The sequence below is a fragment of the Stygiolobus caldivivus genome (assembly GCF_019704315.1).
GTDB lineage: Archaea > Thermoproteota > Thermoprotei_A > Sulfolobales > Sulfolobaceae > Stygiolobus > Stygiolobus caldivivus.
The window spans coordinates 1,335,196-1,358,585 of the sequence record NZ_AP024597.1; the positions used below are offsets into that span (position 1 = coordinate 1,335,196).

At 47.2% G+C, this 23,390-nt stretch carries 19 protein-coding genes; 17 read left to right on the forward strand and 2 right to left on the reverse strand.

Annotated features, from left to right (window positions below; genetic code table 11):
- Positions 1 to 178 precede the first annotated feature (178 nt).
- The 11 genes from KN1_RS06395 (at position 179) to KN1_RS06440 (ending at position 9,356) form a co-directional block, all read left to right on the forward strand.
- Complete coding sequence (locus KN1_RS06395) at positions 179 to 397, forward strand: hypothetical protein (protein WP_221290195.1); 219 nt, start codon at positions 179 to 181, stop codon at positions 395 to 397.
- 137 nt (positions 398 to 534) lie between these two features.
- Positions 535 to 1,545 (forward strand): AAA family ATPase, encoded by a 1,011-nt coding sequence (locus KN1_RS06400; RefSeq protein WP_221290197.1) that lies wholly within the window; start codon positions 535 to 537, stop codon positions 1,543 to 1,545.
- The gene (locus tag KN1_RS06405; protein ID WP_221290199.1) at positions 1,545 to 2,117 is read left to right on the forward strand and encodes a hypothetical protein; all 573 of its coding nucleotides are present in this window, start codon (positions 1,545 to 1,547) and stop codon (positions 2,115 to 2,117) included. Before KN1_RS06400 ends, KN1_RS06405 begins: the two co-directional genes overlap by 1 nt.
- A gap of 3 nt (positions 2,118 to 2,120) precedes the next feature.
- The gene (locus tag KN1_RS14950; RefSeq protein WP_258712632.1) at positions 2,121 to 2,249 is read left to right on the forward strand and encodes a hypothetical protein; all 129 of its coding nucleotides are present in this window, start codon (positions 2,121 to 2,123) and stop codon (positions 2,247 to 2,249) included.
- Between the two features lie 616 nt (positions 2,250 to 2,865).
- The gene (locus tag KN1_RS06410; RefSeq protein ID WP_221290202.1) at positions 2,866 to 3,300 is read left to right on the forward strand and encodes a conjugal transfer protein; all 435 of its coding nucleotides are present in this window, start codon (positions 2,866 to 2,868) and stop codon (positions 3,298 to 3,300) included.
- A gap of 8 nt (positions 3,301 to 3,308) precedes the next feature.
- Positions 3,309 to 4,268 carry a hypothetical protein gene (locus tag KN1_RS06415; RefSeq protein ID WP_221290204.1) on the forward strand — a complete coding sequence of 320 codons (960 nt, stop codon included), beginning with the start codon at positions 3,309 to 3,311 and terminating at the stop codon, positions 4,266 to 4,268.
- Positions 4,269 to 4,459: 191 nt separating this feature from the next.
- On the forward strand, positions 4,460 to 4,609 hold the full coding sequence (locus KN1_RS06420; RefSeq protein ID WP_221290208.1) for a hypothetical protein: 150 nt from the start codon (positions 4,460 to 4,462) through the stop codon (positions 4,607 to 4,609).
- Between the two features lie 713 nt (positions 4,610 to 5,322).
- A complete protein-coding gene (locus KN1_RS06425) occupies positions 5,323 to 6,453 on the forward strand; it encodes a hypothetical protein (RefSeq protein ID WP_221290210.1) in 1,131 nt (376 codons plus the stop codon).
- A 555-nt stretch (positions 6,454 to 7,008) separates the two neighbouring features.
- A complete protein-coding gene (locus KN1_RS06430; protein WP_221290838.1) occupies positions 7,009 to 7,473 on the forward strand; it encodes a hypothetical protein in 465 nt (154 codons plus the stop codon).
- The gene (locus tag KN1_RS06435; protein WP_221290212.1) at positions 7,439 to 7,744 is read left to right on the forward strand and encodes a hypothetical protein; all 306 of its coding nucleotides are present in this window, start codon (positions 7,439 to 7,441) and stop codon (positions 7,742 to 7,744) included. Before KN1_RS06430 ends, KN1_RS06435 begins: the two co-directional genes overlap by 35 nt.
- A gap of 379 nt (positions 7,745 to 8,123) precedes the next feature.
- On the forward strand, positions 8,124 to 9,356 hold the full coding sequence (locus KN1_RS06440) for an ATP-binding protein (protein WP_221290214.1): 1,233 nt from the start codon (positions 8,124 to 8,126) through the stop codon (positions 9,354 to 9,356).
- 494 nt (positions 9,357 to 9,850) lie between these two features.
- On the opposite strand, the gene KN1_RS06445 is transcribed toward KN1_RS06440, so the two are convergent.
- Positions 9,851 to 10,564, reverse strand: coding sequence for a PIG-L deacetylase family protein (locus tag KN1_RS06445; protein WP_221290216.1), 714 nt, complete (start codon positions 10,562 to 10,564; stop codon positions 9,851 to 9,853).
- Positions 10,565 to 10,615: 51 nt separating this feature from the next.
- On the opposite strand from KN1_RS06445, the gene KN1_RS06450 reads away from it, so the two are divergent.
- Entirely contained in the window at positions 10,616 to 12,682 is a 2,067-nt protein-coding gene (locus KN1_RS06450) for a GH116 family glycosyl hydrolase (RefSeq protein ID WP_221290218.1), read from the forward strand.
- A 451-nt stretch (positions 12,683 to 13,133) separates the two neighbouring features.
- Here the strand turns inward: KN1_RS06450 and KN1_RS06455 are convergent, their stop codons facing one another.
- Complete coding sequence (locus tag KN1_RS06455; protein ID WP_221290220.1) at positions 13,134 to 15,107, reverse strand: GH116 family glycosyl hydrolase; 1,974 nt, start codon at positions 15,105 to 15,107, stop codon at positions 13,134 to 13,136.
- A gap of 624 nt (positions 15,108 to 15,731) precedes the next feature.
- On the opposite strand from KN1_RS06455, the gene KN1_RS06460 reads away from it, so the two are divergent.
- From KN1_RS06460 to KN1_RS06480, 5 genes are all read left to right on the forward strand, one after another.
- Positions 15,732 to 18,287 (forward strand): GH116 family glycosyl hydrolase, encoded by a 2,556-nt coding sequence (locus KN1_RS06460; RefSeq protein ID WP_221290221.1) that lies wholly within the window; start codon positions 15,732 to 15,734, stop codon positions 18,285 to 18,287.
- A 1-nt stretch (position 18,288) separates the two neighbouring features.
- On the forward strand, positions 18,289 to 19,041 hold the full coding sequence (locus KN1_RS06465; protein ID WP_221290223.1) for an SDR family NAD(P)-dependent oxidoreductase: 753 nt from the start codon (positions 18,289 to 18,291) through the stop codon (positions 19,039 to 19,041).
- A 257-nt stretch (positions 19,042 to 19,298) separates the two neighbouring features.
- Positions 19,299 to 21,203 (forward strand): Sip1-related alpha-galactosidase, encoded by a 1,905-nt coding sequence (locus KN1_RS06470; RefSeq protein WP_221290224.1) that lies wholly within the window; start codon positions 19,299 to 19,301, stop codon positions 21,201 to 21,203.
- 739 nt (positions 21,204 to 21,942) lie between these two features.
- Entirely contained in the window at positions 21,943 to 22,230 is a 288-nt protein-coding gene (locus tag KN1_RS06475; RefSeq protein WP_221290225.1) for a UxaA family hydrolase, read from the forward strand.
- Complete coding sequence (locus KN1_RS06480) at positions 22,227 to 23,390, forward strand: UxaA family hydrolase (RefSeq protein ID WP_221290227.1); 1,164 nt, start codon at positions 22,227 to 22,229, stop codon at positions 23,388 to 23,390. Before KN1_RS06475 ends, KN1_RS06480 begins: the two co-directional genes overlap by 4 nt.

The following is a 23,390-nucleotide window of genomic DNA, read 5'->3' on the forward strand; positions in this document are numbered from 1 at the left end:
AAAGTGCGACTTATCCGCGATAAACTGCTTAAAAGGGAAACCCTGAGGTGGCAGGGACGGGCTACCGTCAGACTACACTTCTCTATGCCTAACGTACCTAGTGACGGCGGTACTGATTTGCGTGTAACCCTAAATCTAACGTACTGTTATAGCCGCGTTTTATATTACACATTTTACTATGGCTAAACCCAATTTGTCGTTAAACCCCCAAAAGGGGTTGAAAGGTACTTGGGTTAATGTCTTAGGGAAGATTAAATGCAAAAAGTTAAAACCCCAAAACGTTTTGAAAGATATTCCCCTGGTAATCGTCTTTGCTCTTCAAATTCGACTGTTAATCAAAGGGGTTGAAAAACAACGTTGGGAGGTGTTAAAGAAATTTGACCAGATAAAGGACTAGTTTATTGGGGAAGGTGACTGTGGTAGTTACTTCTGCGGTTCGGCGTCGCAGGCAGCGGGGGCTTTAGCCTCCTTTTAAGGGCAAGACTATTTTTAACCTTAGAACTATTTTTAACCTTAGAAGGGTAAATTTTACACATGGAAGAAATAGGGAAGTATAAAGAGGTCGTCCAAGCCGTAGAGGTCTATAGCCTCAGAGGCATAAGTGTTGCAGACCACGAGACGCTGGACCCTCCTAGGCTTTTACCCAAGAAAATTAACGTGATTACGGGCTGTAACGGCTCCTTTAAGACGACTTTCCTCGAGGCCCTCACTGTCTCGCTTTTTATGACCTCTGCCAACATCCCCAGGACGGTTTTAGGGCTTGCATCGACTTTAAGGATGGACCCCCTGTGGTATTACTTATTGGCTAGGGACGGGGTCGACATGTCCGTAAACGGGTATAGGGTTACATCGGCGTCTTTAGATGACCTTAAACAAGTAGGCCCGGTCGTTGCAATTGTTAACCCCGTCGGTTTTAAACTATCTAAGGATGGTGACACAAGGATATTACGGGTGGACCTAACTTCGGTTTTACCTCAATCCGTCGGGATTACCCTTCGTAGTGAGACAAGGAAACCTTTGCCTAATTTCACTTTCATCTCTTTCTCTATGCCAAACCCGATAACTCCTGACTTCGTGAATAACTTCTCTCCCTTAATAAACTTTTCAAAGGTTAAGGAACTCCTGAAGAAGGTGTTAGGCTTCGACCTAATAGGCGTAAAGGTCGACGAATTAAACAGGATGAACTTTGTAGTAGCTGAAGGTGATAGGGATGTAGAAATACAACTCTTAGGTAGTGGTTTCGCCTCTCTTCTGTTACTTATTTTGGCATCGAGTAACGACGTCGTGATTCATGACAACATAGAGAACCATTTACACCCCCAGTTAATGTTAAAGGCTATAGACCTAATGAGGCAGAGTAGCTCCCAGTGGTTTATAACTACACAAAGTATAGAATTCCTTAACTATTTACTTACAGCATACCCTGAAGGTGTGATGATTTACGAATTCCTTAAGAGGGACAAGGTACACGTCAGACAGATAGAAGGTAAAAAAGCTAAGGAACTTATTGATGAGTTATATGAAGACTTAAGAGGGCTCTGTTAGTGAGAGTACTATTAGTAGAAGGGCCTACCGACGCTAAATTCCTAGCGGGCCTATTGGGCATTAACGACTTAAATACGGCTAGTATGGTAGCTCAAAAAATAGTGAGTGGGTATAGATGTTATAGCCACAAAGACGTATTAATTTGTGAAGGGGGAGGGAAGTATAACGTTTGTAAAAGAGCTATAGAGTTAGACAAGCTATTAACTGAGAAGAAATACAACTTTGAGGTTTATGTACTCCTTGACGGAGACGCCAAAGAAATTGAATGTGATGTAGGGGATACGTTCCACCTGAACAGTAGAAACTTAGAAGAACTCGTGTTTTTATCTGCGTTCAAGGTCCTTTCTACACATGATTATGCCTTACATCTACTAGAAAAGGAAAAGGACAATGCTGATTCGAAACTAAAAGCTTACTTACTGATGTATCTCATCAAAAAATATGAAGCCCCCGGAGAAAATTGGACTGATATCTCTTCATTCCTCTATTTTGTTGGGAAAACGTACAAAGAGCAACTATTATCACATGATGAAAGCCTACACCGCTTATTTGAACTGCTCAGTAACGGGTAAAAGATGAAAGAAAACTCGTTAAGTAAGCCCAGTCAATACCTAAGGGGCCTCCGCTCAGTACCGAAAGCTAAATGCGAGAACTTCGGTTCGACTTCGTCTGGGATACAGCCGTTAGTAAGGGTGAAACTATGAGGGCGGCCCTAACGGGCGGGTTGAAGGAGGTCCCGTACGAGGTAGTTAACGAGTATGACAAGGAGGGTCTTAAACCTGAAGTAGGTAAGGAAATTTTGAAGAACGACGCATGAGGAACACCTTTTCCTGAGGGGTGCTGGGGAAGAGGGGCTTAAGCGGGGCTCGAGAAGGCCTTACTTGAGCTTAAGGAAACGGAGTTTAATGGCGACCACTTCCACGTGGCTCATGTCGTTTCTAAACTCAAGTACTTCACTGTTCTTAGGTATGGAGCGTATTCCCAGCCACGACATGGGGGAGCTTCATCGAGCGTCTCTTTCCCGCTGGGGACTGCTCACGGAGTCCATTGTGGTACCCCATCCCCCGCGCTAATCGACTCAAAAAAAAATACTTAATTAAATTTCGATGAGCAATATGGCTCCAGCTCACCCAGTGTAGCCACGAGGATTAGGAGAATTAAAAAAGCTAAGAGTTACGTTAAACTTGTTACAGACTTAGAGCCCCCTTTTACTTATCGCAGTGTCTGTTATGGAGTTAGAGGAGTGGGTTTGTAGGGGGCCTTAAGCACGAGTTACGCCGTGGGTAAACGCTTTTTAGGTTTGATTAACTAATATTGAGTATGGACAGGCTTGACTACGTCCTAGGGATTTTACGGTTAGCGAAGGACTTAAACGTTGAGGTGACTGCGACCAGGTTTCAGAAGACGTTTTTTTTAGTACAGAAAGAATTGGGGAGGGACTTGGGGTATAAGTTCATCCCTTACTATTTCGGCCCTTTCAGCAAGGAGCTGCAGGACGATGTATATAAGCTGGAGAGGCAAGGGTTTGTAAACGTCGAAAAGGTGGCCGTAGAGGACTTAGTTACGGGGGCTTTAGTGGGCTTTAAGAAAGCGTATAAGGTCACCGATAAGGCCCCTGTCGTAGAGCTCGATGAAGAGCTAAAGAGTTTTGTAACGGAGAAACTGAGGATGCCTTTAAACGACTTGTTAAGGTATGTCTACGTAAAGTACCAAGAGTATACTGCACTATCGTTAATTAAAGACGAGGTATTTTAGTGACATAGATGCCAAGTGAAAAGATTTTTTCTCTAGAGTATATAGAGGACGGTTTGGTGGACTGGGAAAGGGCTATAGAGACTAAAAATTATATAGACGACAAAATAAAAAGAGAAGTAGCAGAGGACAAAAGGGATAAGGAGGATTTATATAGGTTTGAGAGTAGGAAAATCGGAGACCTACAACAGGCTACTGAAAAGATAAGCAAAGGACTACTTTTAATATACGGCGGGATAGCCTTGCTCCCGTTCTTAATAGTAGCTGGGTTGCGGGACTTCGACATAAGGCACCCAAGAGAGATGGAAATGGTCATAAACGAGGCTAAAGAGTTCTTTCGGAAAAGTAGTATACTAAAGGAGGTAGAAGGACTGGGACACACGCCCATATCTGGGTCTAGTTTAAAGAAATTGCTAGAGCTTATTCAGCATATTTTTAGGAAATATTTGCGAGAAACAGATTTAGCTAAGTGTTATAAGCAGATGGAGAATTTTATAACTAGCGGGCTTAAATATAAAAGGTGGTACGAATTATGGAAAATTGTAATAGAATGCGAAAAGTCTAACTTAAGCAAATTTAACAGTGAAATACTACAAATTTTCAATAAATGTCTAAACGGAGAACTAGAGGCATGTAATCAATTAGGCCTTAATGACGAGAGGTTCAGGAGGCTCACAGAAAACCCTTACATAACTAGTTTTTCTATCAAGTTGTCAGATATACTGATAAAGGAGGTTTTTGACCTTATCCTCGTGACTTCTTACCTAGAACCTTTAAGTACTATAACAAGATACGGTGCCTCTTCAGGACTGCAACAGAATAGAAAGGAGTTACTAGACGACGCTATAGAGAACCAAGATAAAATCATGAATTTCTTAGAACCCAAAATAAATTTAATAAAGAATTTATTAAAAAATGACGAGACATTGGACAACTTGAGTTATTTATATGAAAAATTTAAGGACATTTAACTTTTGGGACTTGAAGTACCTTACGGCTCTTTTATACTCCTATTTGCCTAACCATGTTGAGCTTATAACTATTAAGTACATTTAGCGATATTAATACGTGCTACGTGCAAAAACGTGAGGTGATAAATAAATAGCTTAATTTATAAAATTGGGGGTTAAGGGGGCGAAAAGCCCCACTCTTGAGGGTGGAGATGTACAGTCCCCTTATAGAGAGTTTGTACACTACTTTGCCGAGGTGCCTTTCGCTGATGCTAATGACGCTACCCCATATCTCGGTTGAGGGCTTAATCAGGCTGCAGGAGGAGAGGAACCATTACTCTTCTTCTATCCTGAGGTACTAGACGTTGTGAGAGAGAGCCCCTCTCTTTTTGGGGCGATCCTCTGAGCCACCGACTGCCTGCCAAATATAGCCCCGAACAAGTGGCGGGGACAGTGAACCCTCTGGAGGAGCCCTTTCAGGTCGTGGAGGGGAGTCAACAAGAACCGTTCTATGTTAAATGTATTATCTGTCCACAAATATACTTATTGAACAGAGAAAAATTACGGTTCACAAAGGAGGCGAGAAAGGCCCCCATCCCTCTAGCGATTTTAAAGAGAGACCCCTTATCACGGCTTAAGCACCACAAAGGGGACTTTATAGCAGTGTTACGATACCGCCGTCGTAATACTGCTGAAGGGGGGTGTTCTCAAACAGTCATCAAATTCGAAAAGTATTTGTAAAAATATTAGAGTATTTATAAAAATTATTTTTACTATCTTGAACTATTGAAAAGACCTAGAATTGTAAAGGGAAAATATTGTTTTTTAAAACATTATATGTATAAAGGTTGTGATGTCCTCGTAGGTAGGTCTAAAAAGCACAAGTTATTTACCCTTGTGTTTCCTTGAGAGAGGCTACACCCTTAAATGAGTTCATTTGAAGACGATTAAACACACTGCGTTAATTTGATATAATATTACAAATAATTTTCGAATTTCATGACTGCATGAGAACAGTCCCCCCTTCCCCAATGAGCGGAAAAGCTTAATTTTACACCGGCTTACCAAAATACCGATGAAGAAAAACTTCCTGTTGGCATCATGGCTTTTCGGCCTCGGGAACAGCTTTTCTGCCCCCTTACTCGGGCTTTACATATACATAAACTCATCCATAGTATACACCATCGATTTCCTCCTGGTCAGTTCCGTGTTTATCCTGACGGGCTACATCGTCGTCGGGTACTTGTCGTCGGTGTGGAAGAGGTCTACGACCTACTACGTCACCGGGGCGGCACTTTATATCGTCTTCTACTTGACCTTGTTCTCCCTGGGTAAGTCGGCCCCCGAGTACCTAGCCCTCATAGGCCCCCTTTACGGTATCGCGCAAGGGTTCTACTGGTCCGGGTGGGACGTGGTGTTTTACAACACACCTAAGAAGCTCAACTTTTTCAACAAGTCCTCTTATTTGGGGTTCATAACGGGGCTAGTGTCACCGGGCGTTTACGGTGGGATACTCTCGGTCTTACACGACTCCGGGTACGGGGTGTTATTCCTACTCACCACCTTATTACTGTTATTGAGTATGGCCTTTGTGGAGGACATACCCATTGACTCGGTCAGGCTCAGCCTGAGGAACGCCGTAAAGGTCCTTAACGACAACAGGGCGTATAAGGAGACCATGGTAGCACTGGCGGTAATAAGCGGGGTCAACTACGTTATGGGAAGCCTGAACGTGGTCCTGCTATACAGCGTTTCCAAGTCCTATTTCGACTTTACCTTATTAAATTACGTGTTGACGTCCGCCTCGATACTCTCCGTGTACGTGCTCAGGGACAGGCTGGTGGACAAGGTAAAGCACTACAAACTGGTACTCGTCTCGTCGGTAATACTCGTCCTCTCGGGCCCCTCTGTACTGCTGGGGGAACCGATAATATACTTGTTGGTATTTAACGTAACGAGCCCGTTAATTTACCCCGTTATTGACGTGGTCAACTGGAACAATATGGACAAGAGGTTCCTGATGGACTACTTAGTGAACAGGCAAATACTCCTGAACACGGGGAGGATATTGTCATCGTTATCGGAGGCCTTTATCACTGGGCTCTCCCCTAACGAGGGGGTGATATGGCTATTGCCCTTAGTCTTGATCGCTTCCTTGATCTTCGCTAAGGCTAACTCTAAAAAGCAGGTGGCCTTAGAAGGGTAGACACCGCGTGTTAGTCCTACAACAAGGTATAGTGGGTCGGGACATTTTCAGTCACTATATACCGGTTGACGGGTGAATGACGTTTAGCGTGACAAGGACGCGTGCTAGCGGGTATTACCTTGTGTCCGTATTAATTTTGTACTTTATTTTAAACGCCTGAAAACCCGGGTTTCAATAGCGGGTTTATGTAATATTGACCTAATTGGTGAAATCTCGTTGACTCGGGAGTACGTAAAACGTTACACGGATTACTTCATATCCCGTGAGAGCGTGTACGTTTCTAAGCTGTGAGAGAGCGGACGACGGATTATCTGATGTGAAATTATGAAAAAGTGTTAAATTTAGCCTTGTTTATCTTCAGGTCTATTAACCACTGATAAGGAGTGTTACAGTTTTGACTTTTATTTGCTTTCCTCGTATAGTCAGACGTTATAACCACATACATTTGGCACTGAAGATGAAATCGTTGATCGAGCGAAAAGTAAAACTGCGAAGTGGTCAAGGGTCACCGAATGGGCCTCAACGCATATAAGCCCCGACGTCAAATAAAGGTATATGGGCGAGAGGGTTTTCAAGCCCCTTAAGGGCAGTGAGGAGAGTGATGGGGAAGCTACCAGAGCTGGATTGCCCCTGAAGGTAGAGGGACGAGGTGAGTTTATAATACTCAGACTAAACGAGGGGGAGCCTGAGCACTGGGCACACTTTGAAGGCGAAGTAGTAATAACTTTCGACAAATACTACAAACCGCTAAAAGTCGAAATAGAGGTAAAAGACACAATGGACAGCGAAAAAGCCTTGCCAGACATAAAGGGTTATTTTACTTCCGACACCCCCTTTATTGAAATAGATTTAGTAAAAGACGGCGAGCCTGAGCACTGGGCACACTTTGAAGGCGAAGTAGTAATAACTTTCGACAAATACTACAAACCGCTAAAAGTCGAAATAGAGGTAAAAGACACAATGGACAGCGAAAAAGTGCTACGAGATGCTGGTCTTCTCCCCCCACGTCGAGAAGCATAAGGGTGACATAAAGAAATACTTAAACAAGCTTAACTGTGACGTAGACCCGTTTAGTAGGGAAGTAATGTCGTTCCTAGAGAACCTGAAGGGTACCCCTCAAGTACCGAACAAATTGCTAGGAGAGGTAGAGAGGTGGAGGGTGATACTGCACTTTACCCCTTGTGCGAAGATAAGGTTCGTAATAGCGAGGAGAGGAGGCGAACTGGTCTTGGTCACTGCCCACCCCGACCCCGACGCGGAAAATTACGTAGAATTTACCGGGCAGGGCTAGCGTGCACCGTATGGTCTCACGCTACACTAGACCGGGCCGGAGACGGGGAAACCGCTTATTACCTTGTTTTACCTAAAACCCTTAAGCCTCACGTACTATCAGTACACATTTAATGCGGTGACCTCACCATGGCTAGCTGAGGACACAAAAGTACCTTAAAAGGCCCCTGATACCCGTCATCAGTAAACCACGTCGAGGTAGAGAGTACAGTCACAAAAGTGCCTTAATAGCCCCTATACGCTCATTTTCTCGTCGTCGATTAATTATACCTTAAGTATTTTTTATTCAATTTATCTTGTTCACTATACTGCATAAGTTTTACGGTAAAGTTATGCACTATACTGCATAAGCTTATAAAAAACGACGGGAATTATACAATATGAATGAAATAAAACAGGTGCTACTGGACCAGAAAGTGAGGTTAGAGAGAAAATTGGAAAAAGAGAGGGTTATAGAGAGGGACGTCCCGGACTTAAAAAAGTACCTTTCGCGACCTAACGTCTTAGCAATATTGGGGGTGAGGAGGAGCGGTAAATCCACATTAGCGGAAACCCTATTAAGGGGAGAAAACTTCGGGTACATAAACTTTGACGACGATAGGTTAGCGTGGGTAAAAGTCGAGGACTTACACAAGTTGGAAAAGGCCGTCTACGAGTTGTTCGGCGAAGTGGAGTACTTCCTCTTTGACGAAATCCACAACGTGAACGGCTGGGAACTTTTCGTAAGCAGGTTAAGGGAAGAGGGTAAAAAAGTAGTCATAACTGGGAGTAATTCTAAAATGCTTTCCGGCGAGCTTGCCACTGCGTTGACCGGGAGGCACACCGACTTCACGTTATTCCCCTTCTCTTTTTCAGAATACCTCAGGTTTAAGGGGGTCAGGGTCGAAAAAGTAAAGGACACGTACACTACCCCGTCGGAAGGTGTGGTCAAAAGGGAACTGGAAAACTATATCAGGGAAGGGGGTTTCCCGGAAGTGTTGAAGATCTCCGAAGACTTCATTTTCACGATATTTTCGGACATAGTTTATAAGGACGTCGTACAGAGGTTAAAAATAAAGAGGGTCGAGTCGTTCAAGTCGTTTACCGTCAACGTTTTAAAATACTTCTCTAACGAAGTCTCTCTGTCCAAGTTGTCAAAAACGCTTAAGCTAAGCAACAACACTGTCGAAGAGTGGTTCAACGGCCTCATAAACGCTTACGTGATAATAACCTCTGAAAGGTTCACGAGTAAGCCGAGAGAGGGGATGACGTCACAGAAAAAAGTTTACGTGATAGACCCGGGCTTCATAACTTCGATCGCCTTAGACAGCTCTAAAGGCAGGGTAATGGAAAACTTGGTCGCGTTACAGTTGTCCAGGGTGGGGGAGAAACTGTTTTACTTGAAAGGGGACAATTACGAAATAGACTTCATGGTAAACGGTAAGGCGATCCAGGTGACTTACGCTTCAGGGAAGGACGAAATACCTAAGAGGGAGGTCGAGGGGTTGGAAAAGGTCAAGGCGGGTAAAAAAGTAGTCATAACCTGGGACTATGAGGACGAAGTGAGGGGGATAAAATTTATACCGTTATGGAAATTTTTACTAAATACGCGGGAGTATTTGAGCGTCGGTTGACCGCGCCTTCGAGAATTACGGCATACAAAAGGGTAGGGAGGTGGTGTACCTAAGTCGGCCTTCTCTTAAGGGCTAGACCGAACGGGCTTACGCCAAAAACAGCATTTACAGAAAAAACGTAATACTCTGGGTTACCCCTAGACATTTACGTGAACGCTTATTCTCCTTAATTACGTCAGGTGCCCAAGGGCTCTTTTGTCCCTACACCTTCATCTCAACCGTTTACCGGTCTTGACCGGTGTGGGGCTTAGCCCTCGACCACACAGCTGTAACGGGTCACGGGGCTCCCCTGAGCCCGACGAGGTTACCTACATCCCACGACAGCCCTTTTTTGAAACGGAGTGAGGGGTTCGCTGAGAGGCCTAACTTAACAGACATAAAAAGCCTTATTAGAAAAAGGGTTGAGCCCAATCCCCTTGTCGTAGAGAGTATAACAGCCCTAACTATTTAGTAAAAACACGTCGACGTAAGGGCCTTTACGTAAAATGTCATTTTTAAAAAGTCCGGGGCACGAAACGTGTAAGCCCGAACACTGAGCTTACCGCTCCTCTGTGGGGCTCCCTCTCTATGAAGAACGTCTCGTAGTCGGTCTCAAAGAACCGCTTAATATAATCGGGGGTGAGGTATTTAAACTGGGACGCGTGTCTCCTCATTGCTTCGAGCTTCACCTGCTTGTACTCCCTCACGTCCACCTTAACTACCTTATCCTTAGGGTAAAGTAAAATCATTGTATACTTTATTAGGTCTATGAGGCCCCTCGACGGCTCAGGTACCCAGTTGAGGTAACTGAGCTCGGTAGCTGCAAGCCCGCTCTCCCTGAGGGCTGACTTGGTTATATACCCCCCGGACCAGTGATCCGGGTGGGCGTCTAACACTGAGGGGTAGATCACGACCTCAGGCCTCACCTCGTCCAACAGAGTCAATAGCTTTCTCGAAGCTTCCCATAAGAACGACTTCAAATTGCCGTCGGGGTAACCGAAGAAAAACGCCCTCTCCCTATTTACCCCCAGGACTTCCAGACCGGCCAACGCTTCACTTTTCCTGACCTCAGCTAACTTTTTCCCCCTCTCCTCGGGGTAGGGCGAACCCGCACTACCGTCTGTCAAATAGACTATAAACACCTCATGCCGTCTGGCGAGACTTGCCAAGGTGCCCCCCGCGTTATCACACTCGTCGTCCGGGTGGGGCGAGACGTAGAGTACCCTCACCGACTATCCCAAATTTTAAATATAGACTCTAACAAAAATAAATTATACGCTATGGTCTCACTGAAATCGGAAGGGGTAGAAGTAGGTGTCCCTTTGGGCGGTATAGGTGCAGGGAAGGTAGAGATAAGCAATAAAGGTAAAATGATCAACCTGACTGTGGCTAATAACTGGTCGTCCCCCATAAAGGAAATGATGGGTTACCACGTCTTCATATTACCCGACGACTCTGAGCCTTTCTTCCTCCAGAGCGAACTGATCTTCCTCGACTTGAACAAGTTAGCTATACCGCTGGAGTATGAGGGCTTATACCCTTTCGCCTTCATCAAGGGGTCTAAAAATAACGTTAAAGCGGAACTAGAAGCTTTTTCCGCACTAATACCGGGGGACCTGACCGACTCCGCCCTCCCAGCGATAGGGGTCTCGGTCAGGGTCAGCGGGAGTAAGTCGGGGCTGATAGCCTTGTCCGTGTCCAACATAACCGGTATAAGTAAAATAGGCAGGTATAATGAGGCGCTCAAGAACGGTATCAGGATGAGGAACTCCAAAGCCAACGACTTAGACCCCTATAACGGGGAAACCGTGTTAATTTCCCCTTCCCCTAAAATTATCGTAAAACAGTATAACTTCCACGTGAACAGGGGCTTGGAGAAGACCCTGAACTTACACAGGCTAATTGAAAACGAGGCACCTTGGAGGGAATTAATAGAACGTAAAGTCCCGGACTCAGACGAAGGGGAGTCCTCCGGGACGTACTATTGGCCTGCGGGGATGTTGGTGAGCGAGTACTCCGAAAACACGGAAACCCGTTTCGTCTTCGCGTGGTACTTTAACAAGCCTTGGGTATATTACCCCTATAAACACTACTACTCCAACTATTTCTCGAGCGCGAAGGAAGTAGCCGATTTCTTCCTCGACAACTTCGACAGGCTGAGGGATGGGACTAGGAGGTGGCAGGAAGACCTCATAGACCCGTCGCTCCCTCACTGGTTAAGGGACGCAGTAATAAACAGTACTTATATACTGTCCTCCAGTACGTGGCTGGACGAGAAAGGCAGGTTCGGTATACTGGAGGGGACACAAGTTGGGCCCATGCTCTCTACCATAGGCGGTGTGTGTTATGAGACCGGGTCGTTGCCTGTGGTCATCATGTTCCCGGAACTGGAGAGGTCTACAATAAAGCAGTTCATAGCTAACATGAGGGATGACGGATATATCCCCCACGACTTGGGTACTTACTCCCTCGATATGCCTTCAGACGGCACCACGGCACCGCCTAAGTGGAAGGACACTAACACCACTTTCGTACTCCTCGTGTATAGGTATTATTTGAGGACCGGGGACCTCGACTTTTTGAGGACCGTTTACCCTTACCTGCGAAAGGCGATGGAGTGGATAATATCTAAGGACAGGGACGGGGACGGTCTACCGGAAGACGAGGGGTCGACAGACCAGGGGTTTGACTGTGTACCTATAGAGGGCGTATGTAGCTATATCTCGTCAGTTTACATAGCATCACTGGAAGCCATGGTAAAGGTGAGCGAGATTTTAGGGGACAAAGAGTCGCTCTCCTATTACTCCGGTAAGTTGGAAAAAGCGAGGGAGTCTTTCCTGAAACTATATGACGGTAAAAAATTCGTCCCTTGGACAGGTAAGCCGGACCACCATAACGCGGTATTTTCCCCGCAGGTATTCGGAGAGTGGTGGGCCCACCTGCTAGGTCTAGAGGACATAGTAGATAGGGAGAAGGTGAGCAGTGCTTTGGACGAGATATATAGGGTGAACGGTCACGCTTCTAAGTACTGCACTCCCAATATAGCTAAGGAGGGCGAAAAACTGGACGACTTGGACTCCCAGCTAACTTCTTCTTGGCCCAGGCTGGTCTTCTCTAACTCCGCGTTAGGGCTCTGGTTGGGTAAGGAGGAGTGGTTGGAGATAGCTAAAAAGGAGTGGGACAACTTGGTAAGTAAAGGGCTAATGTGGAACCAGCCTTCATTAATACACGGACACGACGGGGAGCCCGACAGGCCCTTCTTAGACCACTACATAGGCAGTGCGGCACCGTGGTCGTTTACATATAAATACGCCTTAAAGAAGGTGTTAGAGAAGAGTAAGAAATAACCGCGAGTGGGGTAGTTTAAGCGACTTTCGGGAGACCCCTTTGCCTTAACGGGACTGTATGTTAAAAGTTAGTGCTATGAGCTAAAAAAACGAGGGAGCTAATAGGACGGCAGTAAGGACATTAGGGCGGCTAATGTGCTTGCCGCAAATTGAAATATTTGCCGTCGAATTAGTTAGTAAGTAAATGGTAAAGCGTGTGTGGAGCCGTGGATACTTCACGCGTCCTTTGGTAATTGTTGTATTTTCTTCATAATTAGTACAATTCAGTGCCAATAAACTCGTGGATCTAAATTAAGTTATTGACCCGTCACCTTTTTTGTACCACGTATTAGTACTGCATCGTGTATATTTTTTATGATTGTTATCATAACCTCACTTCATCTACATAAACTCTACCTATACCATAGAGTGAAAAAGCCGTGAAGGGCCCTACCCACTATGTCACCTACGTCTATACATTGTCCGTCATATTTATCCCTTTCTTCTTTAACGCGTACTTCACCAAGTATACGGACGTACTCCCTATATAGTACGGCAGGCCGAAGTGTTCACCGTTAAAGGCGTTTATTTTTGAAGGCTGGTTCCAAGGGTACCTGGCAGAAATTGTCTTCCACTCTTTCTCCGCTATTTCCAAACCCTCTTTGACCATCCCTTTGAGGATCATGTGTGCCGAGACGGCAAAAGCTACCCTGGGCCAGGAGGACATCATCTGGTCGGTGGTAGTGTCGATACTGCCGTCGGGGTTTACCGAGTTAACGAGGCAATAAGGTGAGGCCTTACCGTTAAGTTCGTAAATACTCTTTAACGCCCTTACCACTTTGTCTTCCCCTATTACGTTCCCCAGTCCCAATATGTCGCACCAAAATTCGCCCAATATTTGCGAGTTCATACACGTGTCTTTCCGCCTTTCGCCGTGTTTCCATGATATGAAATACCTGCCGTTCCACAACGACTCCATGGTTTCCTTCGCCTTCCGTAAGACCTCTACATAACCGGAGTAGTCGTAACCCAACAGCTCAGAGGCCTTTATGAACGCCTTTAAGGCACACACGAAGAGTGAGCCCACGTAGGATGAAGCACCGTACATATAAGTCCCGTCGTAAGAGTTGTCGAAACCCCCCTTTGAGTCCGGTACCCCGTCGTTGTCCTCATCCCTCCTTATGAGCCAGTCTATAACGGCTTTCATCTTCCCGTAATTCCTCTTCAGGAACGCCATATCACCGGTGAACACGTAGTCCCTATAGACCATGAGCACCCACGTAGGGCCTAAGTCGTTCCACGCATAAGGGTAAGACGCACCGTATATGGGGTCTTCGATACTCTCCTCTCCCAAATCGTGGGGGACTTCCCCACCCCTTATGAACTCCCCCATGTACTCGTCCATCCTCTTGACGAGTTCGGGAAAGAACTCGAGGAGCGTAAACGAAGCACCGTCCCACGTCATCGAACCTATGGTGTTCATCAACAGCGAGATCTCTGGGTCTTCGTAAATCGCTAGCCTACCGTCCTTTGTGAGCCAGCTGTGGGTTATGACGTACAGGCTGTTCCTGAAGGCTTCGTTCAACCAGTCCCTGCTGTCGTCCAACTCGACGCGGAGGCCCTTAGCGTGTACGTATTCAGCGACTTCTACCGCTCCTCCAAACCAGTTCTCGTAGTAGTGCCCATAGGGGTAGTGGTGCGGTCTCCCGTTAAAGTACCAAGAGAGGTAAAACTTCTCCTCCCCTCGGACTTCTTTCCACACCACCCCCGATATTTCCTCCCTCGCATAGGGCTCTATTCTGTATTTTTCTATCTCCCCTTCATTTTGCAGTCTCTCTAAGTCGAAGACGCCCAAGTCTTCTATCATCCCCTCCGTCGAGGCCGGTACCCAATGCCTATAACTTATGAAAGAATTACATCCTTCACACCCGAGAAAGACTTCACCGTACGCGGGGTCGGACTGTAAAGCCCTTAAATTCTTCATCAGTACCCCGCTTACTTTTCCCCTAACTCTGTAATTTACCCTCCCCCAACGTCTGCTCCCCGTTATATTGGGGAAGGAGATAGCTATCACCCCGTTACCCCTTACCTCGAACACTATTACGGGTAGGGAGGAGTCCTTCAGGTCGCCCGGGACAAAGGGCGAATATACTTTGATGGTGAAGTCAGGGTCCTTGATCTTGTATTCCACCTCGGGAAAGAAGGCGTCTGCACGAACTTCCTTGGGGGTCCTGACCGTGGGCTTTACCTCGGAAGACTTTGCCGGGTCCAACTGCAGGAACGTACGGGTGGAAAGGTCTACTATGTGAAACCCCCTGACCGTCTTCAGGGGCCTACTCCAGTTATTCAGGATCGTAATATTGCCTATTGTGAGGCCTTTAAAAAAGTCTATTTTACCTGTCCCTATGGAACCTATCGGGACTCCGCAAGAGTTGGGAAATTCCATAATGATAATGATCTCCCCAGCATATTATATTTTAAGCACTAAGCCCCACTGACGGCGGGGCTGAACACTTTTTCACGCTAATAAGGCTTTTTATGTCCGTTAAGTTAGGGCCTCTCAGCGGACCCCTACTCTGTGTCCAAAAAAGGGCGGTCGCAGGGACGTAGGTAACCTCGTCGGGCCCAGAGGTGCTCCATGACCCGTTACAGCTGTGTGGTCGAGGGCTAAGCCCCACACCGGTCAAGACCGGTAAACGGTTGAAATTAAGGTGTAGGGACAAACGGGGACATTTCAGCACTGACGCTTGCTTAAAAGCCGTGGTAGTGGAGGTTAAACCTTGACCATGCCCGCAGAAACACTTATGAAAGGCGGCTTAAGCTTATCTACGTCAAAGACGGGTAAGCCTTTTCGCGTTAAACGCGGTGCAGTATCGTGTTTGTCGGAGCCCGGTCTAATATCACGGCTTAGCTCATCCGCTTTACCGCTGTTAGGCTTCCCTTTCACGCCGACTATAAAGAGGTGCCGCTGTGCCTGGTCAGAGCTGGTGTTAAATTGTTACCCCGCCTACTATTTTTCTATGAAAAGGTCTAATTTAGTTTAAATACCTAATTAATGTAGTTTATCTTTATGAAGTACATTCACTCATACGTCCTGGGCTCAGGGGTCCCTTTAGGGGGGCTGGGCACCGGTTCCCTTGAGCTCAGGGCAGACGGCAGGCTCTATGAGTGGACTATATTTAATAACGGCGGGTACGCTGAAAGGCAAGAGTTCAGGAATACCTACTATATCACAGAGATGGACAGCTTTATAGTTGCTAAACAGTCAAAGGTGAGGTTACTCCAAGGGTATAACTACTACCACGGCAGTAGCCCTTATGCCCTCCCCTGGCTTAGGCCCGTAAGGCAGGTAGAATTTGTAGGTGAACCCCCGTTAGCAACGGCCAAATTCATAGACGACTTTACGGTCGACATGAGGGCTTTTTCTCCCTTTATCCCCCTTGATACCAAAAACTCCTCCCTACCGGTAGCTGTCTTCACTCTGTCTTCCACCTCTCCTACGGAGTTCGTCTTCGGTATAAAAAACCCCTTTGAAGGGGGGTCAATAAAGCCCGAGGGCGACACCTTGACCTTTTCGGGTAACGTGACACCGGGAGACCCGCGGTATAGGGGTGAGTTATGCCTGAGCGCGATCGCCGACGAAGTTTCGGGTTACACCACAGGGAAACAACCAGACCAGTACTTTTGGGGTAGGTATAAGAGTGAGGGGGAAATCAACGCCAGCGAAGGCCATTCTTACGGCCTCCTAAGGGCCAAAGGTAGGGAGGTCACGTTCCTCCTCTCATGGTACTTCCCGAACCACGTACTGTCCGACGGGAGGGTGCTGGGGCACTACTACGAGAACTTTTTCACCGGCTGTAAAGGGGTAAACGACTACGTCAGGTCGAACTTAGCGTACCTTAGGGACAAGACCGTACAGTTCCACGACCTGCTTTACAGACCTAAAGGGGTAGAAGAGTGGGTAGCCGACCTCGTAGGGTCACAGCTCACCACATTGGTTAAGTCCACATGGTTCGGTAAGGACGGCTGGTTCGGCATCTGGGAGGGGTATTACAATACCGCCGACGAGAGGAAAAACGGTATTTACCCTTACACCGGGGGGCCCGTACACACTGCGTTAAACACTATCGACGTCTTAACTTACGCTATCTATTCGCTCCTAGTCCTCTTCCCTGACCTAGCTAAGAGGGTCATGTTACAGACCAACAGCATCACAGAGGGCACCCCGGAACACGTAATTTACTCCCTAGCGTTCAACGAGAACAGGTCTAGGTTCTTAGATAGGCTGGAAAAAGACCCGTCAATCCCTACCGACTTCGGAAAGCTAAAGGAAACGGTTAACGAGATAGTCAAGGAGACCGGGAAAGACCCTAAGGGACGGGTAGCCCACTACGTCACCGACGGGTTATACGTCGACGGGTACCAGAGGGTCGACCTCAACCCGGAATTCGTCTTAATGTGGTACCTCATAAGCAAGATGACCGGGGACACGGAGTTCTTAAGAGGGCTTTACGAAAAGGCTTCCCTAGCTATCGAGACTACCTTTAAGACCCAGACCTTGGACGGGCTCATCTACCACTCACTACCTGCAGGACTTGAGTGGATAAGGTACGTCTATTCGGTGCTGGGGAGGTTACCCAGACCTGATAGCAGTAACGCGTACGGCCTCTTGGCGAGGGACTTATTGCCCCTTTCGATCCAGACTTACGACGACTGGACTATGCTTGGTATATCGTCATTTACTTCGATACTCTGGATCGCTTCCCTCCAGGCTTTTAATGAGGCGTCGGAGGTCTTAGGTAAACACGCCGGTTATGAGTACGAAAAGCTGGTACAAAAACTAGAGGAGTACTTGTGGAACGGGGAATACTTCGACTTATGGTTCGACCCCTTGTCCGGCTTTAGAGATAAGGCGTCTTGTGCGTCCCAACTACTGGGGCACTGGTACTCCACCTTACTGGGGGCTAAGTTCCTAGAGGACGAGATAGTCAAAAAGGCCTTGGAGTCAATAATAAAGTACAACCTCAAGGAAGAAGAAGGGGTTATTAACGGGGCTTACCCCGACGGCTACAGGCCGTTAGGGAGGGCTTACCGGAACCCCCTTAACCTGCCTTCCAGTCCCCAATTTGATACCCCTTGGTCGGGTGTGGAATTTTACGTAGCTTCCCACTTGGTCATGGAAGGGAAAGTGGAAGACGCTAAGAGGGTATTGAGGGAGGTGTACGACAGGTACGCTGTTGCCGGTAACTTCTGGGACCACTTGGAATGGGGTTCCCACTATATGAGACCGCTTTCCGCCCTTACACTGGTCCCGGCTTTCGAGGGGCTGACCTACGACGGTTTCTCTAAGACAATTACCATAACCCCGCCGGTAGACGAAATAACATGGGCCCTCCTACTCCCTTCAGGGTGGGGGAAGTTAGAGTACAGTGGAAAAGGGGTAAAGTTAGAAGTCATTAAAGGTGAGGTCGGGGTCAAAAGGCTCAGGCTTAAAAAAGACCCTGTTGAGGTCAGGTTTAACGGCGAGAAAGTCGGCTTCAAAGTGTCGGGAGCAGTTGAGCTTGAAAGAGAAGTCATCGCCAAAGAAGGGGACGAGGTCCAAATACTTTTCGCGGAGGGACAGTGAGATGGAGGTCTCGCTCAGGGGTAAGACGTGCCTTATAACCGGGGCTACACACGGTATAGGGCTAACCACGGCTAAACTCTTTTCGGAACTAGGCGCCAGAGTGATAGGTATAGGGAGGAACGTCCCCGAAGTGAATAAGGGGGTCGAGTTCGTAAAGCTGGACCTGACTTCAAGGGCTGACGTACTGTCCTTTATCGAGAGGTATAAGAGGGAGGTCGGCGTAATCGACGTACTTATAAACAACGCCTCCGTTAATTCAAGGTACTCCGTACTCGACATTACCCTCGAAGAGCTGGACAGAATGATAGAGCTCGAGGTAGTCTCCCCTATCCTCCTGTCGAGGATGGCCGCCGAGCTCATGATAAAGAATAAGGTGAAGGGAAAGATAATAAACGTGTCGGCGATCCAAGCTTATAAGCCGTTAGAGAGTTCCTTAGCTTATTCCACCGTGAAGGGCGCATTAATTTCCATGTCGAGGAGCCTCGCCGTCGACCTGGGGAAATACGGTATACAAGTGATAACGGTGCTACCGGGCCCCGTTTACACTAAGGGAGAAGAGGTCCCGGAAGACCTAGATAGGAGGGCGGCGACACTGTTGAGGAGGATGGGCAGGCCCCAAGAGGTAGCCCGGTTGCTGGCGTTTCTGTCGTCCGACCTCAACACCTTCATAACCGGTAGCGAAATAATAATCGACGGGGGGAGGCTGATAAGCAGGAGGCCCGACCCTGACGAGATAACTTCTGGAAAAGTCTAGGGAAGATGCAGGACAGTTAACGTCGGGGTAATAAACCTCCTACGGTTGCAAACCCGGCTCTGCTAAAGGCGAAGTATGTGGGGCCTAAAAATTGGGGTACGAGACGCACTACACGCTAAAGCCTCTACAGAGTTACGCCGCGGGTAAACCTAAGTTTGTGACCGTCGGAGATAGAGAGAGGGAGAAAGAAAAAGAAAAAGAAGAAAAAGAATTAGGGCTCATTATTTATAAAGAGGCGTGTACTATAGAGAGGTATAATGAGTTTCAACCCTTCCCTCTCAAAAATAGTTTTTCAAGACCGAGAATGTATACCCAAGTTAGTAAGCGAATCTACGCTCTATTCCCTTTATGACGCTTGTGGTAACAACGTGCTCCTCCTCAGGGACGGGTCTAAGTTAGGGGTAAGGTCACCTTCAGCCTTCACAAAGGCTGAAGTCCGGTTCGACGTTAGGGCCGAGGAGTTCCTAGCCCTGACCTTAGCGCCCATAGTAAAATACGGGACGGGGTATAAGTATTATAATGAACTTTACACCTACGGTAAGACCAGTGCCCAAAGTCCCGCTAACGTGGTCTACCCGGATTACGTGGAGTTCAGCAGCTACAACGATATAAACGAAAAGGCGACACCTTGCTGGACATACGCATATACCTCCAGAGAACTGCATAAGGTAATTTATCCCACAGTCGCAGTCCTCCTGAAAAAGGAGAAATACGAGGCGTATGTCGTAAACAGTGCTCATGGCCTCCACCCGTCACTGACCGATAACGGCCTCCTCATTGAAGGGCACTCGACCCCCGGGACTCTAACGTGGGTGTTGTTTAGGGGCGAAAACGAAGACCCTTACTCGGCTATAAGGGAGGCATTTGTGGAGATGAGCAAGTACTCTACGGTGAAGTTAAGGGAAGAAAAGCCGAGGCCTAAGGTCTTAGGGAAGTTAGGTTGGTGCTCGTGGAACGCCTTCCTGACAAATGTCAGTGAAGAGGAGGTGGTTAAAACGGTCAGGGGGTTAAAAGACCGCGGGGTAAAGTTAGGGTACGTCCTCATAGACGACGGGTGGCAGGAGAGGGGTGAAGACTTGGTATTGTTATCCTTAGACCCGGATAAGCGTAAGTTCCCTAGGGGCTTTCCTAAACTAAGGGAGGAAGTGGGGACGGAGGGTTTCGGCCTATGGCTCACCATAAACCTTTATTGGAAGGGGTTTTCCGAAAAAGTGAAGGAGGAGTTAGGTGAAGGAGAGGCTAACACACGTAACGGAGTCCCCGACGACTTAAACAGGGCTTTGACCCTCTACCATAACCTCTTCAGGAGGATAAAGGGGTGGGGTTTCTCTTTTGTCAAGGTAGACAACCAGTGGTCGGTCAGGTTAAAAGAATCTCCTGAAAACATCCAGCTGGCTTTACAGCTCTCAGCTTACGGGAACGGCCTCGAGGTGCTCAACTGCATGTCTATGGTGCCCGAGTGTTATTCGCACTATTTTTTGAGTAACATAATGAGGACTTCCACAGACTACATACCCATGTGGAAAGAAGCGGGGAAGCTACACATACTGTTTAACGCGTATAACTCCCTCTTTTTCAGTAACATAGTGTACCCGGACTACGACATGTTCTCGTCTTACGACCCCTATGCCCTAGCCCACTTAATAGCGAGGGTGTTCAGCGGGGGGCCTATCTACATCACAGATAGGGATGCGGAAAAGACCGATGTAGGGCTGTTACGTAAGGTGATGGTGGGTGACGGGGTCTCGACTGTAGATTTCCCCGGTGTGGTCACAAGGGACTTACTCTTCCGCAACCCCTACAAAGAGGAAAAACTGCTCAAAATCGCGTCTAAGTCTAACGGTATCCCCGTCTTGGGGGCGATTAACGTTAACGAAGGGGGGAAAGTCATAAAGGACAGGGTGGACTTGAGCGACTTCCCCTTCCCGATAGAGGGTGAGGACTTAATGTACTATAAGGTCTTAAGGCAGGAGTACGGTGACGCTAATGACCTCACTCTGGAGCTCGGTGAAATGGAAGGTGAGGTAGTGGTGATAGCGGAAAGGGGCACACCCATAGGCTTTAAAGGGTACCTCTTACCGCCCTCGACCCTCAAGAGTGACCTAAAGAAAGGCACAATGATTATTTTAGACGACCCCCTCAGAGAGGTTGAAATGAAGTGAGGGGCCGATAAAAACGGCTAACCCTTTAAAGGGTGACGTAACCTCTCGGCATGGGGGTCAGAAACAGTTTAGCACTTTAGCTTATGACCGTGTATCACTTTACGTAAAACCCTTGCGTCGATACCTTTTCACCAATTAGGTCGGGGCTATTACATACTCCATTATTAAGAGTCGGGGATCGTAATGTAGTGACTGAGCTATAAAGACTCCTCACAGTACTTAAGGCATATTAAGTCCTTGTCCCGCGCCACAGCTCCAAGTTGAGGTCTTTCTGCTCGGTTTATAGCTTAATAACGACGTTAAGTGGGGGTCTCTAACTTGTCCTTTGCTAATTGTAATTCTCTCTATTAATATAATTCAGTACACAAATAATGCAATTTATACTAAAATATCCTGTATTATTAAAATTATAAACCGATCATCATCTTACGCTTTTACACGGTTTCATGTATTAGTACCGCAATATGTATCTTGTGATGGCCACACCCTACTAAGTCACACGGGATTCACAAAAGGGCCGTGAAAGGCCCTTAAGTGTTCGTCCACGAATTGCACTAATTCGAGGGAAAATATTTCAATTTACAATGAATCCCCCAGCGGGCCTCGAACAACACAAGCGTAACTCACCTATTCACTTTAATATATAAATTATTTTGAACGAAATACTTGATCATAAGTCATGTTGTATACTATTACGTATATAATGAAGATATATTAATTTGCAATATAATTTATATTTATGCCGAAAGGCCTAGTCCACTCCAAAAACGACGACGTATGCGTAGCCACCACAGACATAAGAAAGGGGGAAGAAGTTATCTGCGCATATTTGGAAAACCCCTCGTCTTATGTCATAGTTAAAAGCGAGTCCGACATACCCTTAGGCCACAAGATAGCCCTAAGGGATATTAGAAAAGGAGAAAAAGTCCTCAAATACGACAGAGTAATAGGGGTAGCGACACAAGACATAAGGAAAGGAGAACACGTGCACGTCCACAACATCAAGTCATTGAGGTGGGGGAAATGACCTCTACCATAAAGGCTTATGTAAGGGAAAACGGGGCAGTAGGGGTAAGAAACCACGTCCTCGTCTTACCTTTAGACGACCTATCCAACACCGCGGCCACGGGGGTAGCTAAGTTAATAAGGGGGACTACAGTGATCCCCCACCCTTACGGCAGGCTACAGTTCGGCCGAGACCTCGACTTACTGTTCCACATACTCTCAGGGACAGGGGCTAACCCCAACGTAGCGGGGGTGATAGTCATTGGCATTGAAGAAAACTGGGCAAACAAAGTAGCGGACGAAATAGCGAAGACCGGGAAGCCCGTAGAGGTCTTCCCGATAGAGGGAAACGGCGACTTAAGGACGATAGAAAAAGCGTCGAGAAAGGCACTGGAAATGGTACAAGAAGCCAGTGAAAAACAGAGGACGGAAGTAGACATATCTTCGGTCGTTATGAGTATTAAGTGCGGGGAATCCGATACCACTTCGGGCCTCGCCTCCAACCCGGCTGTAGGTGTAGTAGTCGACAGGATGGTAGACCAAGGGGCTACGGTCATGTTCGGCGAGACTTCAGAACTCACCGGTGCGGAAGACATAGTCGCGGACAAAATGGCCACACCGGAACTCAGGGAGAAGTTCATGAAGGTCTTCAGAGAGTACACGGAGGTCATAGAGAGGGAAGGAGTAGACCTCTTAGGGTCCCAGCCCACTCAGGGGAACATAAAGGGCGGGCTGTCAACCATCGAAGAAAAGGCTTTGGGGAACATCCAGAAGCTGGGGCACAGGAAAGTCAACTGCGTCTTGGACTACCTAGACCAGCTGGAAAGGGGGAAAGGTGGGACTCTGTGCTTCGTAAACACGTCCTCAGCTGCAGCTGAAGCCGTGACACTGTTCGCCGCTAAAGGGTCGGTAGTCCACTTGTTCACCACCGGTCAGGGTAACGTAGTAGGGCACCCCCTTATCCCGGTGATAAAGATAACAGCTAACCCCAAGACCGCCGCCCAGATGAGCGAACACATAGACGTAGACGTCTCCGACTTACTAGACCTGAAGATTTCATTAGAGGAGGCGGGTGAGAGGGTATATAAGTACATGCTCAGGGTCCTGAACGGGAGGTTGACTAGGGCTGAAGTCCTCCAACACGACGAGTTCTCCCCGATTAAACTGTACATAAGTGCGTGA